The following is a 13,983-nucleotide window of genomic DNA, read 5'->3' on the forward strand; positions in this document are numbered from 1 at the left end:
CGGACCCCTCGAGCAGGTGAGCAGGCCATGGCGCGCATCCTCGTCATCGACGACCACGACACCCTCCGCGAGGGCATGACCGTCACCCTCACCCGCTCCGGCCACACCGTGTCCGCGGTGAAGGGCGGGGCGGACGGGCTCGCCGCGTACAGGAAGGCCCCCTTCGACCTGGTCGTCACCGACCTGAAGATGGACGGCATGGACGGCATCGCCGTCACGCGCGCCCTCAAGCAGCTGGACGCGGGCGCGGTGGTGATGGTGGTGACGGCCTTCGGCACCATCGAGACCGCCGTGCAGGCCATGCAGGAGGGCGCCTACGACTTCATCACCAAGCCCTTCCCGCCGGAGGTGCTGCGCGCCAAGGTGGACAAGGGCCTGGAGCTGGCCGCCACGCGCCGCCAGGTGGAGCGCCTCACCGCCCGCACCGACGCGCACGACGCCGACGCCGCCCTCACCCACCGCGACATCGTGGGCGACAGCGAGCCCATGCAGAAGCTGCTCGGACAGGTGCGCAAGGTGGCCGCCAGTGACGCCACCGTGCTCGTGCGCGGCGAGAGCGGCACCGGCAAGGAGCTGGTCGCCCGCATGCTCCACCAGCAGTCCCCGCGCAGGGGCGGCCCCTTCGTCGTCGTGCACTGCGCGGCCCTGGCGGAGACGCTGCTGGAGAGCGAGCTGTTCGGCCACGAGCGCGGCGCCTTCACCGGCGCGGTGAAGCGCAAGCTGGGCCGCTTCGAGCTGGCCGACGGCGGCACCCTCTTCCTGGACGAGATTGGGGAGATTCCCGCCTCCGTGCAGACGAAGCTTTTGCGCGTGCTCCAGGAGAAGGAGCTGCAGCGCGTGGGCGGCGAGGAGACCCTCAAGGTGGACGTGCGCGTGGTGAGCGCCACCCACCGCGACCTCCAGGCGGAGGTGAAGGCGGGCCGCTTCCGCGAGGACCTCTACTACCGGCTGCACATTGTCCCCTTGACCCTGCCGCCCCTGCGCGAGCGGCCCGAGGACATCACCGCGCTCGCGCGCCACTTCGTCGCCAAGCACGCGCCCCGGGTGAACCGGCGCGTCACCGGCATCGAGGACGCCACGCTGCACGCGCTCACCCGCCACGCGTGGCCCGGCAACGTGCGCGAGCTGGAGAACGCGATGGAGCAGTCGCTCGTCTTCGCCGAGGGTGAAACGCTCACCCCCGCGGACCTGCCCCCGCACCTGTCCGGCCAGACGCCGCGCATGGACTCCGGACTGCCCGTGCCCCAGGGCGACCGGCCCCTGCCCGAAATCCTGGAGGACCTGGAGCGCCAGCTCATCGCCCGCGCCTACGAGAAGGCAGGCGGCGTGAAGACGGAGACCGCCCGGCTGCTGGGCATCAAGACCTCCGCGCTGTACTACAAGCTGGAGAAGTACGGCTTCCTCCCCCGGGGCGAGCGCCCCGAGGAAATCTGAAGCCTGGGACTCCTGCCGCCTCGGAAATCCGTCACCCCCGCCCTGGCCCCATGATTTTCCACCGCCCGGCTTCCCCACCCCTGACCACCTCGTCCGCGCCAGGTGCCCGGAACCAGGAGGCTTTCCGGCCGGGCAGGGAACCGGACACGGGGGTGGGACTGGCATCCGCCTTGCTGAAGGTTTCTCCACGATGACGCTGCGTGCCCTAGCCCTTCTCGCGTGCCTGCTGGTGGGCGCTGCCGCCGGGGCGTCCTCCGGGCTGGAGCAGGCGCGGGCGCAGGCCCAGTCGGCGCGCGTCGGCGTCCGCGCCCTGCGCACCCAGCAGCAGGGCCTGCGCGAAGAGCTCAACGGGCTGGCCGCGCGCATCGAAACCCTCAAGTCCCAGCGCCAGGGGAAGCTGACGACGGGCGAGGAGCTGGAGTCCGCGCTGCGCCGCTCGCAGGAGCTGAGCGGGGAGCTCACGGGGCTGGCCCAGTCCGTGTCCGGCGCGGAGGGGGACGTGGAGCGCGCGCACCTGGCGCTGCACGGCGCGCTGTCGCAGGAGCTGACGCGGCTGCGCTCGGCGTGGGACGCGACGACGGACCGGACGGAGCGGGCGCGGCTGCTGGAGCGGATGCGGTCGGTGCGCGAGGAGCGGGAGGCCGTGCGCGCGGCGCTGCCCGCCTCCCAGGTGCCGGCGCTGGACGGGGCCACGCGGGGGGATGATCCCGAGGACCTGCTGGCCCAGGCGGACGCGCTGCGCGACAGCCAGGACAAGGTGCGCCAGCGGCTCCAGGCCCTGAAGGCGCGCATCAGCGAGGTGCGCGAGGAGCGCGACCTGGACCGGCGCATGAACGACTTCCTGGGCGAGGAGTCCATGTTCGACGACCAGGACCGGCGCCTGCGCCTGCGCTCCTCGGGCGACCAGGGCTTCCAGGTGGCGCCCACGCAGCGGACCGGGAGCTCACCGTCGCCGGCCTCCAGCTCGGACGACTACTCCGGCTTCCCACCCATGGCGGGCGGAGGAGAGACGGGAGGCGGGGACAGGCCCGCGTCGGGACCGGGCGACGTCGCGACGCCGCTGTCCTCCAGGGCCGCGAGCGACCGGCGGCCCCAGGTGGATCCCGTGCGCGCCCAGGCCCTGGCCGCGGGCGGGCCGGAGGACCTGAAGTCGCTGGAGCAGGAGGCCGCGAAGCTGGAGTCCCTGGCCCGCGAGCTGGACGGACGCGCGGGCGCGCTGGAGCGCCGGGCGAAGACGCTGGCGCCCTGAGGCCCGGAGCCGGGCCCTCCCCTGGCGTCCGCTAGAGCAGCCCGCCCTCCACCTCCAGCACCACCGTGGCCTGCAGGCGCACCTCGCGCTCGGGCAGGCGCCCGGAGCCGCGCAGGATGAACGCCATGGTGGGCGCGGCAACGTAGGGGCGCAGGTCCACGCTGCCGTCCGCCTTCAGGGACAGCGTGGGGTTGGGCGGGCCAAGTCCCAGCTGCGCGATGCCGTCCTGCCCGGCGAAGCGCGACTCCCGGTCCCCCGCGCGGGCCACGGCCTCCAGCGAGTCCAGGAAGTCGAAGCCCTGGTCATTGGGGCTGAGCACCTTGAGCGACAGCGACTTCACCTGCACGCGGGACACCTGGTCCTTGGTGACGTCGCGGTTCTTGAAGTCCTGGTTCTCGTTGAAGTCCAGCGCCGCGAAGCTGCTGATGGCGGGAAAGGCATTGAGCAGGGTGGGCGCGCCGGTGGGGCTCGCCGGCACCGTCGCCTCGCCCTGGACCTGCGTCGTGAAGGACGACGGGGAACAGGCGACGAGCCCCAGGCCAGCCACCACCGCGAACAAGGACACATGGGACATGGCCCCAATGTACCGGGCGTCCGGGTGCGGCGTCACCGACCGCTGGCGCCACGGGCGTGTCCCCCGGACAACGGGGTGGGCGGGCGCTTCGTGACGATGGGGCGTGCAGGCGGCCCGGAGTATGGTGCGCGCGTCTTGGACCGCCGCCTCCGCCCGCTCCTCTTCGTCCTCGCCACCCTGTGGGGCGGGGGTGCGCTCGCGGCCGAGTGGGAGGGCTCGCTCAAGGGCACCGGCCGGCTGCTGGTGGACGGCAACGCCCCGCGCGACTTCTCCGACGGCGTCACGCCCGGCCCCACCCCGGACGTGGCGCTGAGCGTGCTGGGGACGGCGGAGGGGCGCGGCACCGGCGAGCGCGCGCAGCTGGTGGGCCGCTACGAATTGGGCGCGCGCAAGTACGTGGCCTACGCCAACGAGGACACGCTGGTGCAGGCGGGCGCCCTGGAGGGCTCGCTGGCGCTGGGCACCGAGTGGGGCGTGGGCGCGGAGGGCCACGCCAAGGACCGGAGGGGCGGCAGCCGCGCGTACTCGGACCTGGGCACCAGCCTCTTCGCCGAGTACGCCCCGGACGTGCGGCTCGCGCTGCGCGTGCGCCTGGGAGCGCGCCGCTTCGTGTACCGCCCGGACCCCACCGCCAACTTCGGCGGGCCGGAGGTGGGGGTGCTGGGGCGCTACCGGCTGGACCGGCGCCATTCGCTGAATGTGTTTGGCGAATGGGGTTCGCGCCGCTACGGCCCCCCGGCCCGGCCCTTCCCTGGCTACGTCCAGACCCTGGAGCGGCGTCAGGACGGGGCCCTGGTGGCGGGGGCGGGCTACACGTACCGGGGACCCGTGAAGCTGTCGCTCACGTATGCCTTCCAGGAGGTCAGCTCCAACAGCTACGGGGAGACGGCGCTGCGCCACCGACTCACCGGGAGCGCGGGGGTGCGGCTGCCGTGGAAGACGACGCTGCTCGCGCAGGGCAACCTGGGCCTCGCGCGCTACCCGGACGGCATCTTCCTGTCGCCGGAGATCATCCTGGTGGAGGAGGACGAGGGGCAGAATTCCCTGTCCCTCAAGCTGGCCCGGCCCGTCTCCCCCCAGGTGGACCTGGAGCTGTCCTGGGGCATCTGGAGCACCCGCCTGCCACGCAACGGCCTGAGCTACACCCGGCAGGTGTTCGGCGTGGGCTTCACCTGGCGCGACCAGGACTAGGAGGCCGGGTCAGTCCAGGTCGGCGATGCGCTCGTCGATCTCCTCGGCCAGCCCGGGGTGCCCCTGGGCAAGAGCGTGGTCCCGGCCGGTGGTCAGCACCTGACGGGCCTTCTGCGTCTGCCCGGCCGCCACATAGGCGTCCCCGAGGGAGACCAGCGCGGCGGCATAGTTCGGGTCCAGGCGGACGGCGGCCTCCAGGCTCTGGATGGCGTCCGTGTATTCCTTGCGCTCCAGGTGGAGCTTCCCCAGGGAGAACCAGGCCATGGGGGCGTCGGGGAACTGGGCCACCATCTTCTTGAATTGTTCCAGGCGGGCGTCGCTCATGGACGGAACCCATTAGAGGAGCGCTGGAAGGTTGCCAAGGGTGCGGTAGGGTAGTTGGCACATGGCCACGAAGAAGAAGACCCCCGCGTCCAAGACGACGAAGACGAAGGCGAAGGCGAAGAGCGTCACCCGGGCTCCGGCCCGGAAGAAGACGGCGGTGAAGAAGGCGGCGAAGTCCAGCCTCCGTCCGCCGCCGCGCAAGACGACCGCCGCCGCCCGCAAGAAGGCTCCGCGCGCTCCGGCGCCGCCGGCTCCGCCCAAGATCGCGGAGAACCCGAAGGCGCGCGAGCTGGCGCGCCGCATCGGCGACCTGCTGCTCGACAAGAAGGCGTCCGACGTCGTCATCCTCGACATGCGCGGGATGACGTCCTACGCGGACTACATCGTCATCGCCTCCGGCGAGAGCGACCGTCAGGTGAGCGCCATGGCGGAGAACGTCCAGGTGCAGCTCAAGGCGGGCTCCCAGCCCCTGCGCCCCATCAGCACCGAGGGCATGGAGACGGGCCAGTGGGTGCTGCTGGACTACGACGACGTCGTGGCCCACCTGTTCAACGGCGAGGTGCGCGCCTTCTACGACCTGGACGGGCTGTGGGCGGACGCGCCCCGGGAGAAGCTGGCCTGAGGTGAAGGTCCGCCTGCTGTCCATCGGCAAGGACCGCTCCGGGCTGTTCGAGCCCGCCGTGCAGGAGTACGCGCGGCGGCTCGAGCACTACACGCGCTTCGAGCTGATTGAGTTGACCGAGGCGTCGGGCAAGAAGCTCAAGCCCGGCGAGGCGAAGGCCGCCGAGGCCGCCGCCATCCTGTCCAAGCGCAAGCCGCAGGACTGGGTGGTGGCGCTGGACGAGCGCGGCACGCTGCTGGATTCGGTGGCGCTGGGCCGCTACGTCGCCAAGGCCCAGACGGGCGCGAAGGACCTGCTCTTCGTCATTGGCGGAGACGAGGGCCTGGACGACTCGGTGCGCGCCGCGGCGCACCAGGTGCTGTCCCTGTCGAAGATGACGCTGCCGCACCGGCTGGCGCGGGTGGTGCTCATCGAGCAGATCTACCGCGCCTTCACCATCCTCAAGGGCGAGCCCTACCACAAGTAGGCGGCCGGGCAGGCGTGACGCCCCGGCGTCAGGCCCCGCGCGGGGCCCGCGTCCGAGCGGCCATGTCCACGTCACTTCCTGGAACCTCCACGGCCGTCGCGCCGGCCGCCACGGTGCGCATCATCGCCTCCCCCCAGTCCTGGGTGGAGGGCGAGGCGGTGCGCCAGTTGGAGGCCGTGGCGCGACTGCCCGGCATGCGCCTGGCGGTGGGGCTGCCCGACCTGCACCCCGGCAAGGGCGCTCCGGTGGGCGCGGCCTTCGAATCCGAGGGGTTCCTCTATCCCTACCTCGTGGGCAGCGACATCGGCTGTGGCATGGGCCTGTGGGACGTGGACCTGCCAGTGCGCAAGGCGAAGGCGGAGCGGTGGGCCGCGAAGCTGGACCTGGAGGGCGCGTGGGAGGGCGACGCGGAGGCCTTCCTGACGGAGCACGGCGGCAGGGCCACGGGCTTCGAGGCGGCGCTGGGCACGGTGGGCGGCGGCAACCACTTCGCGGAGGTGCAGCGGGTGGAGACGGTGCACGACGCGCGGGTATTCGAAGCGCTGGGGCTGCGCGCGGAGCGGTTGCTCCTGCTCGTGCACTCGGGTTCGCGCGGGCTGGGCGAGGCCATCCTCCGCACGCACGTGGACCGGCACGCCGCGGGCGGACTGACGGCGGGGACGCCCGAGGCGCGAGCGTACCTGGAGCGGCACGACGGCGCGGTGACGTGGGCCCGGGCGAACCGCGCGCTGGTGGCGCGGCGGACGCTGGAGGGCATCGGGGCGACGGGGCGGCGGGTGCTGGACGTGTGCCACAACAGCGTCACCGTGCGGCACTCGGACGGGCGCGTGGGGTGGCTGCACCGCAAGGGCGCGGCGCCCTGGGATGAGGGGCCGGTGGTGATTCCGGGCAGTCGCGGCGCGCTCAGCTACCTGGTGTTGCCGGTGGGCACGGGCGAGCACAGCGCCCACAGCCTGGCGCACGGCGCGGGCCGCAAGTGGACGCGCACGGCGGCGCGCGAGCGCTTGAAGGAGCGCTTCACCGCGGACTCCCTGACGCGCACGGTGTTCAAGAGCCACGTCGTCTGCGAGGACCGCGACCTGCTCTTCGAGGAGGCGCCGCCCGCGTACAAGGCCATCGACCGCGTGGTGACGGACCTGGTGGAGGCGGGGCTGGTGCGGGTGGTGGCGACGCTGGCGCCGGTGCTCACGTACAAGACGCGAGGCCGCTCGGCGGAGTGAGGCGCGGCACGGGGCTGGCACGAGGGGCGCGGCATGCGCTGCCCCCGGGAGCCCCGCTGATGTGGAAGGCCTTGTTGGACCTGCTGTATCCGCCCATGTGTCTGGCCTGCGCGAAGGTGCTGCCGGGCGTGGGCGCGGTGTTCTGCGAGCCGTGTGACACCGCGCTGGAGCGACTGCCGCCGGTGTGTTGCCGGACGTGCGCGGAGCCGGGCACGTTCCCGGGGCACATGTGTCCCAGGTGTCGGACGGTGACTCCGCCGTTCAGCCGGGCCTGGGCGCCCTTCGCGCACGAGGGGCCGGTGGCGCGCGCCATCCATCGCTTCAAGTACGAGGACCAGCCGGACCTCGCCGCGCCGCTGGGCGCGCTGCTCGCGGACGAGGCGCGCGGGTTCCTCAGGACGGCGCCGGAGTGCGTGGTGGCGTTGCCGCTGCATGTCCGGAGGTTCCGGACGCGGCAGTACGACCAGGCGCAGCTGCTCGCGGGGACGCTGGCGAAGGCGACGGGACGCGTGGCGCCGGTGGGGTGGCTGGAGCGCATGCGCGAAACGAAGCGGCAGGTGGGGCTCAGTGAGGCGGAGCGCACGGGCAACGTGGCGGGAGCGTTCGTGGCGTCGCGGGCGGTGAAGGGGCGGGAGGTCTTGCTGCTGGATGACGTGTTCACCACCGGGTCCACCGCGCGGGCCGCGGCGGTCGCGCTGCGGGAGGCGGGGGCCACGCGGGTGGAGGTGCTGACGCTGGCGAGGGCGTTCACCCTCGCCTGAGCGGGTGGATCAGCGCTGGGACTTCTTCATGCGGGCCATCTCCGCCTGGAGTTCCGTGAAGCGACGCTCCAGTTCCTCACGGCTCTGCGTTTCAAGGTTGCGGCGCAGCTCTTCCGCCGCGAGCCTGCGCTCCAGCTCCTCGCGGCTCCGCGCCTCCTCATCGAGACGCCGTGTCTCTTCAGAGAGACGCCGTTCGGCAATCTCCGCGCGGCGTTGCAGTTCCAGGGAGTGGCCCTCCATGCGGCTGATGAGCTCCCTGGACTCCAGCAGGGGAGCATTGCCAGCCCAGAAGCGCAGGTGTTCGCCTTCCACCTGGAGTTCGAGCCCCAGCACCTCGGACACAAGGCGCCCGTGACGCGGCACCATGCGGGTGTAGCTGCGCGCGTCGGGTGTCGCCAGCCGGTAGCCCTCCAGCGTGAGCCGTCCCCCGTCGAAGATGAAGTACTCGGGGATGCCCAACCGGGCGTAGCGGCTCACGTTGAATTCAGCGTCCTTCTTCCGGTCGCCGCCAACGTGGACCTCCATCACCCAGTCCAGGCCACGCCCCTCGTGGCTCACCACCCACTTGTCACGCCAGTGGGTCTCCGCCTCCAGAACCACCAGCAGGTCCGGCGCGAAGCGTCGCTCCGCCGGGTAATACACGGGCAGCTCCGTGCCCACGTACACCTTGCGCCCCCGTCGTTCAAAATAGCCCCGGAGCACATCCACCGTGCTCATCTTGGGCTGGGAGTGGCGGTCGCCCTCCGGCATCGCCATCTCGTCGTACGTCACCTCCGCGGGCAGTGCCTCCACCGCCTGCGCCCTCTCCTCCTGCCCCATCCGCTCCCACGCTTCCTGCGAGGGCGCCCGAGGGTAGGCGTCCCCAACCTTGTCGGTATGACGTCCCATGACCCCAAGCCTGCGTCGGGTAGGACTCGCGGTCAATCGCCCCCGAGCGAGCGATTGAGCAAGCCACGAGCCAGCGGCTCCGCGCTCCACGGGAACGGGCGTGAGCCATCGCGAACGGGCAGCAGGCGTCCCGTGCCCCGGACACCGCGCGCCCTGACGCGCGCTGGAGCGGGCTCCAGAACAACAGCGCTCAGGCCGGCTTCACCGTCTCAAGCGCCTGTGCCTCACCGCGCAGCTGCGCGTCCAACCAGAACGTCCCACCGGGCACCAGCGAGGCCGCGAAGGCCACGACGATGCGCTTCACGCCCCAGCGGTACTCGATGGCGGCCATCAGCAGCGTGTACAGGTACGCCATGAAGAGCACGCCGTGCGCCATGCCCACCACGCGCACGCCCTGGGGCATGCCCATCATGTACTTCAGCGGCATGGCGATGAGCAGCAGCACCAGGAAGGACAGCCCTTCCCAGAAGGCAACGGCGCGGAAACGTCCCAGGGCGGTCTTCAGCATGTCCCCTTCTCCCCTCCGCGCCGCGACACCGTCAAGCCTCGGAGCCTGGACCGCATGGGCCTGGGTGGTAACGGCGGTGAGCCCCGGTGATGAAGGGCGCCTCCCCGCGCGGACAGCTTGTTGCTCGCAGGCCCCTCGACCCACCTCGCGGGGGTCGCCTCCACGGGCCGCCTGAGCCGGGCCTCCCCGCTGGCTGAGCATGCGGCCTGGCGTCGCGAAGCCCGGCCTGAAGCGGGCCCCCGCCAGGACCGAGGGTGCGTCCTCACTGCCGCATCGCCATTCTCGGAAAGAGGCCGCGCCCGTCACACGGGGCGCCTTCCTCCACCCGCAGCGCCCCGGAGACTGCTATCCCCTGCGCCGTGAGCACACCGCGATGACTCCTCCCCTTCCCACCCTCGCGCGCGAGGCCGCCCAGGCGCCCGCCGCCGCCCGCCTCCAGCTCGACCGCTGCCGGGACACCCTGGCGTACCTGGGGGCCCGCCTCCGCCGGACCCCGCCCCGCTTCGTCGTCACCTGCGCTCGGGGCAGCTCCGACCACGCGGCCGTCTACGGCAAGTACCTCATCGAAACGACGCTGGGCCGCGCCGTCGCGTCCCTGGGCCCCAGCGTCGCGTCCGTCTACAACACGCGCTCGCTCGACCTGCGCGACTCGCTCTTCATCGCCATCTCCCAGTCCGGCCAGAGCCCCGACCTGCTGCGCATGACCGAGGCCGCGCGCGCGGGTGGCGCCGTCGTGCTCGGCTTCATCAACGACGAGTCCTCGCCCCTGGCCGCGCTGTGCGACGTGCACGTCCCGCTGTCCGCCGGCCCCGAGCACAGCGTCGCCGCCACCAAGTCCTACCTGCTCTCCGGCCTCGCCTTCCTCCAGCTCGTCGCCTACTGGTCGGACGCCCCCGAGCTGCACGACGCCGCCCGGCGCCTGCCCGACGCCCTGGAGGCCGCGGGCCAGCTCGACTGGTGGCCGGCGCTGGCCTCCCTCAAGGACGCCTCCAGCCTCTACGTCGTCGGGCGCGGCAGTGGCCTGGGCGCCGCGCTGGAGATGGCCCTCAAGCTCAAGGAGACCTGCCGCCTGCACGCGGAGGCCTTCAGCTCCGCCGAGGTCCTCCACGGGCCGCTCGGGCTCGTGCGGCCGGGCTTCCCCGTGCTCGCGCTCGGTCAGGACGACAACGCGGCGCCGGGCACGCGCGCCGTCGTGCAGCGCATGGTCGAGCTGGGCGCCACCGTCCACGCCACCCTGTCCGTCCCGGGCGCGAAGCCGCTGCCCACGCTGCCGGACCTGCCCGCCGTGCTCGCCCCCTTGTGCCAGGTGCAGAGCTTCTACTTCGCGGTGCACCAGCTCGCGACCGCGCGCGGCTTGAACCCCGACGCCCCCGCGCACCTGCGCAAGGTCACGGAGACGGTGTGATGCCCGGCGCCACGGTCGTCGTCCTCCACGGCGCGCGGGTCTTCACCGGGGACCAGCTCCTCGAAGGCCAGGCCGTCGTCCTCGAAGGCGACACCGTGCGCGCCGTGGTCCCCGCCGCTGAAATCCCCCCGGGCGCCACCGTGCACACGCTGCCTGGGGACACGCTGCTGGCGCCCGGCTTCATCGACGTGCAGGTGAACGGCGCGGGCGGCGTCCTCTTCAACGACACGCCCACCGTGGAGGCCGCGCTCGCCATCGCCTCCGCCATGCGCCGCACCGGCACCACCGGCCTGCTGCCCACCTTCATCACCGACGACCCCACGCGCATGCGCGCGGCGTGCGAAGCCGCGCTCGAAGCCACCGCGCGCCCCGACAGCGGCGTGCTCGGCGTCCACCTGGAAGGCCCCTTCATCAGCCGCGAGCGCGCGGGCGTCCATGTTGCAGGCTTCATCCGCGCCCCCGACCCGCGCGACCTGGACTACCTCACCGCCCTGCCCCGCCGCTTCGCCGCGCACGGGGGACGCGTGCTGATGACGCTCGCGCCCGAGTGCGTGGATGACGCCACCCTGCGCCGCCTCACCGCGGCCGGCGTGGTGCTCAGCGCGGGCCACACCGCCGCCACCAGCGAGCGCACCACCCAGGCCCTCCAGACCGGCGTGCGCGGCTTCACGCACCTGTTCAACGCCATGCCCCCGGTGCTGAACCGTCAGCCCGGCCCCGTCGTCGCAGCGCTCACGCACGACGATGCGTGGTGCGGCGTCATCGCGGACGGCGTGCACGTGCACGCGGACAACCTGCGGCTCGTCCTCAAGGTGAAGCCTCCCGGCAAGGTCTTCCTCGTCACGGACGCGATGCCGCCCGTGGGCACCTCCGTCACGTCCTTCCAGCTCCAGGGCCGCACCATCCTGCGCCGCAACGGTCGCCTGGAGACGGAGGACGGCACCCTCGCGGGCGCGGACATCGACCTCACCGCGGCCGTGCGCCACTGCGTCCACGCGCTCGGCGTCCCGCTGGACGAAGCGCTGCGCATGGCGTCGCTCCACCCCGCCACGTTCCTCGGCGTGCACGGCCACCGGGGCCGCGTGGCGCCGGGCCATCGCGCGGACCTCGTGCTGCTGAAAGAAGACCTTTCCGTCCACACCACCTGGGTCGGCGGGCAGGCACGAAGCCCGGAAAAATAACTCCGCGATTAACCCTGAAAAATGGGGGCGTGACTCCTTCCGCATGTACCGCAGGCGAGGAGAACACGAATGCTGCGTAGCAAGTGGATCATGGGCCTGGTCGCGTCCGCGCTGACCGTCACCGGATGTGGCCAGGAAGTCTTCGCCCCCGAAGCCGAGGGCCCGGGCAGCGTGATGAAGGCGCCGCTGGAGGCCGCTTGGGCCGTGGGCGTCGCCTACTCGGTGGGCACGCGCGTCTCCTATGAGGGCCGCGTCTATGAGTGCCGCCAGCCGCACACGTCCCAGTCGGACTGGACGCCGTCGGCCGTGGCCTCGCTGTGGCTCGACGTCGGCCCCGCGACGGGAGGTGGCGACACGAAGGCCCCCGTCGTCACCGCATCCAGCAGCGCGTCCAACGTCACCGCCGCCGGCTCCGTCACCATCTCCGCCAGCGCCACCGACGAGGTGGGCGTGACGAAGATCGAAATCCTGGAGAACGGCGCGCTCGTCGCCACCGCGTCCTCGTACTCGCGAAGCTTCGCCTCCTCCGCGCAGAACGGCACGTACACGTACACCGTGAAGGCGTACGACGCCGCCGGCAACGTGGGCACCCGGACGCTCACCGTCACCGTCGCCATCCCCGGCGCCGGTGACACGAAGGCCCCCGTCGTCACCGCGTCCAGCAGCGCGTCCAGCATCACCACCGCTGGCTCCGTCACCATCTCCGCCAGCGCCACCGACGAGGTGGGCGTGACGAAGATCGAGATCCTGGAGAACGGCACGCTCGTCGCCACCGCGTCGTCGTTCAGCCGCGCGTTCTCCTCCTCCGCGCAGAACGGCACGTACACGTACACCGTGAAGGCATACGACGCCGCCGGCAACGTGGGCACCAAGGTGCTCACCGTCACCGTCGCCATCACCGGCCAGCCGCCCGTGGGCAACAAGCGCATCGTCGCGTACTTCACCGCGTGGGGCATCTACGGCCGCAACTACCAGGTGTCCAACGTGCCGGCGTCGAAGCTCACGCACATCAACTACGCCTTCTCCAACATCACGCCGGACGGCAAGTGCGTGCTCGGGGATCCGTTCGCGGACATCGACAAGGGCCTCGGCTTCCCGGGTGAGTGGGACCCGGGCGCGCTGCGCGGCAACTTCCGCGCGTTCCAGGAGATGAAGAAGACGAACCCGCACCTCAAGCTGCTCATCTCCATTGGCGGCTGGTCCTGGTCCAAGTACTTCTCCCAGGTGGCCGCCACCTCCGCGTCGCGCGCCGCCTTCGTGAAGTCCTGCGTGGACCTGTACGTGAAGGGTCAGTTCCCCGGCGTCACCCCCGCCAACGGCGTGGGCGTGTTCGACGGCATCGACGTGGACTGGGAGTACCCCACCGGCGGCGGCCTGCCGGACAACATCAGCAGCCCCGCGGACAAGGTGAACTACACCCTGCTCATGCAGGAGTTCCGCACCCAGTTGGCCGCCGTCACCGCGCAGACCGGCAAGCCCTACCTGCTCACCATCGCCACGGGCGCCTCGCCGGACCTGCTCGCCAACAAGCAGGAGACGCTGAAGCTGTCCAACATCCTCGATTTCATCAACGTGATGTCCTACGACTACCACGGCGCCTTCGAGCCCACGGTCAACTTCCACTCCGCGCTCAACCGCGTGACGGGTGACCCGGGCGCCAACGACGGCTTCTACACCGACGGCTCCATCGCGAAGATGCTCCAGTTGGGCGTGGCCCCGTCCAAGATTGTGTTGGGCGTTCCGTTCTACGGCCGCGGCTGGGGCAACGTGCCCAACGTGAACAACGGCCTGTTCCAGAGCGGCGTCCCCACCAAGGGCACCTGGGATGACGGCCAGTCGGGCCTCACCGGCGTGTTCGACTACAAGGACCTGAAGAACAACTACGAGCGCGCGGGCTCCGGCTACACGAAGTTCTTCCACCCGGAGAGCAAGCAGGCCTACGTCTACAGCCCGACCACGAAGGTGTGGGTGGCCTACGACGACGCGCAGAGCATGAACGCCAAGTCGGACTACATCCTGGCCAAGGGCCTGGGCGGCGCGATGTTCTGGGAACTGAGCGGCGACGACGGAACCCTCGTCAACGCCCTGTACTCCAAGCTGCACTGATGCCCCGGGCCCCACCGGGGCCCCTTCGAAACCTCCAGCGGGGCCGGCCCGGGC

14 protein-coding genes are annotated in these 13,983 nt (G+C 71.7%); 10 read left to right on the forward strand and 4 right to left on the reverse strand.

Annotation, left to right across the window (positions count from 1 at the left end; genetic code table 11):
• Positions 1-27: 27 nt before the first annotated feature.
• Together OV207_RS09720 and OV207_RS09725 are read left to right on the forward strand one after the other, a co-directional pair.
• On the forward strand, positions 28-1,434 hold the full coding sequence (locus OV207_RS09720) for a sigma-54-dependent transcriptional regulator (RefSeq protein WP_267554470.1): 1,407 nt from the start codon (positions 28-30) through the stop codon (positions 1,432-1,434).
• Between the two features lie 190 nt (positions 1,435-1,624).
• A complete protein-coding gene (locus OV207_RS09725) occupies positions 1,625-2,683 on the forward strand; it encodes a TetR family transcriptional regulator (RefSeq protein WP_267554472.1) in 1,059 nt (352 codons plus the stop codon).
• Between the two features lie 31 nt (positions 2,684-2,714).
• Here OV207_RS09725 and OV207_RS09730 read toward each other — a convergent pair whose 3' ends face one another.
• Positions 2,715-3,257 (reverse strand): hypothetical protein, encoded by a 543-nt coding sequence (locus OV207_RS09730; protein ID WP_267554474.1) that lies wholly within the window; start codon positions 3,255-3,257, stop codon positions 2,715-2,717.
• A 96-nt stretch (positions 3,258-3,353) separates the two neighbouring features.
• Between OV207_RS09730 and OV207_RS09735 the strand changes: the two genes are divergently transcribed.
• On the forward strand, positions 3,354-4,448 hold the full coding sequence (locus OV207_RS09735) for a hypothetical protein (RefSeq protein WP_420715196.1): 1,095 nt from the start codon (positions 3,354-3,356) through the stop codon (positions 4,446-4,448).
• A gap of 9 nt (positions 4,449-4,457) precedes the next feature.
• Here the strand turns inward: OV207_RS09735 and OV207_RS09740 are convergent, their stop codons facing one another.
• The gene (locus tag OV207_RS09740; protein ID WP_267554478.1) at positions 4,458-4,772 is read right to left on the reverse strand and encodes a tetratricopeptide repeat protein; all 315 of its coding nucleotides are present in this window, start codon (positions 4,770-4,772) and stop codon (positions 4,458-4,460) included.
• A 61-nt stretch (positions 4,773-4,833) separates the two neighbouring features.
• On the opposite strand from OV207_RS09740, the gene rsfS reads away from it, so the two are divergent.
• The 4 genes from rsfS (at position 4,834) to OV207_RS09760 (ending at position 7,841) form a co-directional block, all read left to right on the forward strand.
• Complete coding sequence (gene rsfS / locus OV207_RS09745) at positions 4,834-5,394, forward strand: ribosome silencing factor (protein WP_267554480.1); 561 nt, start codon at positions 4,834-4,836, stop codon at positions 5,392-5,394.
• A gap of 1 nt (position 5,395) precedes the next feature.
• Positions 5,396-5,860: a 23S rRNA (pseudouridine(1915)-N(3))-methyltransferase RlmH gene (locus tag OV207_RS09750; protein ID WP_193346914.1), complete on the forward strand. Its 465-nt coding sequence runs from the start codon at positions 5,396-5,398 to the stop codon at positions 5,858-5,860.
• Between the two features lie 62 nt (positions 5,861-5,922).
• Positions 5,923-7,080, forward strand: a complete 1,158-nt coding sequence (locus OV207_RS09755) for an RNA ligase RtcB family protein (RefSeq protein WP_193346913.1) — start codon at positions 5,923-5,925, stop codon at positions 7,078-7,080.
• Between the two features lie 59 nt (positions 7,081-7,139).
• A complete protein-coding gene (locus OV207_RS09760) occupies positions 7,140-7,841 on the forward strand; it encodes a ComF family protein (RefSeq protein ID WP_267554482.1) in 702 nt (233 codons plus the stop codon).
• A gap of 9 nt (positions 7,842-7,850) precedes the next feature.
• On the opposite strand, the gene OV207_RS09765 is transcribed toward OV207_RS09760, so the two are convergent.
• Both OV207_RS09765 and OV207_RS09770 read right to left on the reverse strand, forming a co-directional pair.
• Positions 7,851-8,729, reverse strand: coding sequence for a Uma2 family endonuclease (locus tag OV207_RS09765; RefSeq protein ID WP_267554484.1), 879 nt, complete (start codon positions 8,727-8,729; stop codon positions 7,851-7,853).
• Between the two features lie 190 nt (positions 8,730-8,919).
• On the reverse strand, positions 8,920-9,237 hold the full coding sequence (locus OV207_RS09770) for a DUF3817 domain-containing protein (RefSeq protein ID WP_267554485.1): 318 nt from the start codon (positions 9,235-9,237) through the stop codon (positions 8,920-8,922).
• Between the two features lie 373 nt (positions 9,238-9,610).
• Between OV207_RS09770 and OV207_RS09775 the strand changes: the two genes are divergently transcribed.
• The 3 genes from OV207_RS09775 (at position 9,611) to OV207_RS09785 (ending at position 13,929) form a co-directional block, all read left to right on the forward strand.
• Positions 9,611-10,642 (forward strand): SIS domain-containing protein, encoded by a 1,032-nt coding sequence (locus OV207_RS09775; RefSeq protein WP_267554487.1) that lies wholly within the window; start codon positions 9,611-9,613, stop codon positions 10,640-10,642.
• Positions 10,642-11,823 carry an N-acetylglucosamine-6-phosphate deacetylase gene (nagA, locus tag OV207_RS09780; RefSeq protein ID WP_267554488.1) on the forward strand — a complete coding sequence of 394 codons (1,182 nt, stop codon included), beginning with the start codon at positions 10,642-10,644 and terminating at the stop codon, positions 11,821-11,823. Before OV207_RS09775 ends, nagA begins: the two co-directional genes overlap by 1 nt.
• A gap of 69 nt (positions 11,824-11,892) precedes the next feature.
• Positions 11,893-13,929, forward strand: coding sequence for a glycosyl hydrolase family 18 protein (locus tag OV207_RS09785; protein ID WP_267554489.1), 2,037 nt, complete (start codon positions 11,893-11,895; stop codon positions 13,927-13,929).
• Positions 13,930-13,983: the final 54 nt, after the last annotated feature.

It is taken from the genome of Corallococcus sp. BB11-1 (assembly GCF_026626625.1).
Classification (GTDB): Bacteria; Myxococcota; Myxococcia; order Myxococcales; family Myxococcaceae; genus Corallococcus; species Corallococcus soli.

Bases quoted from the DNA above. Each gene is read 5' to 3' on its own strand.
- OV207_RS09720 (WP_267554470.1), top strand. From the start codon at position 28: ATGGCGCGCATCCTCGTCATCGACGACCACGACACCCTCCGCGAGGGC.
- OV207_RS09725 (WP_267554472.1), top strand. From the start codon at position 1,625: ATGACGCTGCGTGCCCTAGCCCTTCTCGCGTGCCTGCTGGTGGGCGCT.
- OV207_RS09730 (WP_267554474.1), bottom strand. From the start codon at position 3,257: ATGTCCCATGTGTCCTTGTTCGCGGTGGTGGCTGGCCTGGGGCTCGTC.
- OV207_RS09735 (WP_420715196.1), top strand. From the start codon at position 3,354: ATGGGGCGTGCAGGCGGCCCGGAGTATGGTGCGCGCGTCTTGGACCGC.
- OV207_RS09740 (WP_267554478.1), bottom strand. From the start codon at position 4,772: ATGAGCGACGCCCGCCTGGAACAATTCAAGAAGATGGTGGCCCAGTTC.
- rsfS (WP_267554480.1), top strand. From the start codon at position 4,834: ATGGCCACGAAGAAGAAGACCCCCGCGTCCAAGACGACGAAGACGAAG.
- OV207_RS09755 (WP_193346913.1), top strand. From the start codon at position 5,923: ATGTCCACGTCACTTCCTGGAACCTCCACGGCCGTCGCGCCGGCCGCC.
- OV207_RS09760 (WP_267554482.1), top strand. From the start codon at position 7,140: ATGTGGAAGGCCTTGTTGGACCTGCTGTATCCGCCCATGTGTCTGGCC.
- OV207_RS09765 (WP_267554484.1), bottom strand. From the start codon at position 8,729: ATGGGACGTCATACCGACAAGGTTGGGGACGCCTACCCTCGGGCGCCC.
- OV207_RS09770 (WP_267554485.1), bottom strand. From the start codon at position 9,237: ATGCTGAAGACCGCCCTGGGACGTTTCCGCGCCGTTGCCTTCTGGGAA.
- OV207_RS09775 (WP_267554487.1), top strand. From the start codon at position 9,611: ATGACTCCTCCCCTTCCCACCCTCGCGCGCGAGGCCGCCCAGGCGCCC.
- nagA (WP_267554488.1), top strand. From the start codon at position 10,642: ATGCCCGGCGCCACGGTCGTCGTCCTCCACGGCGCGCGGGTCTTCACC.
- OV207_RS09785 (WP_267554489.1), top strand. From the start codon at position 11,893: ATGCTGCGTAGCAAGTGGATCATGGGCCTGGTCGCGTCCGCGCTGACC.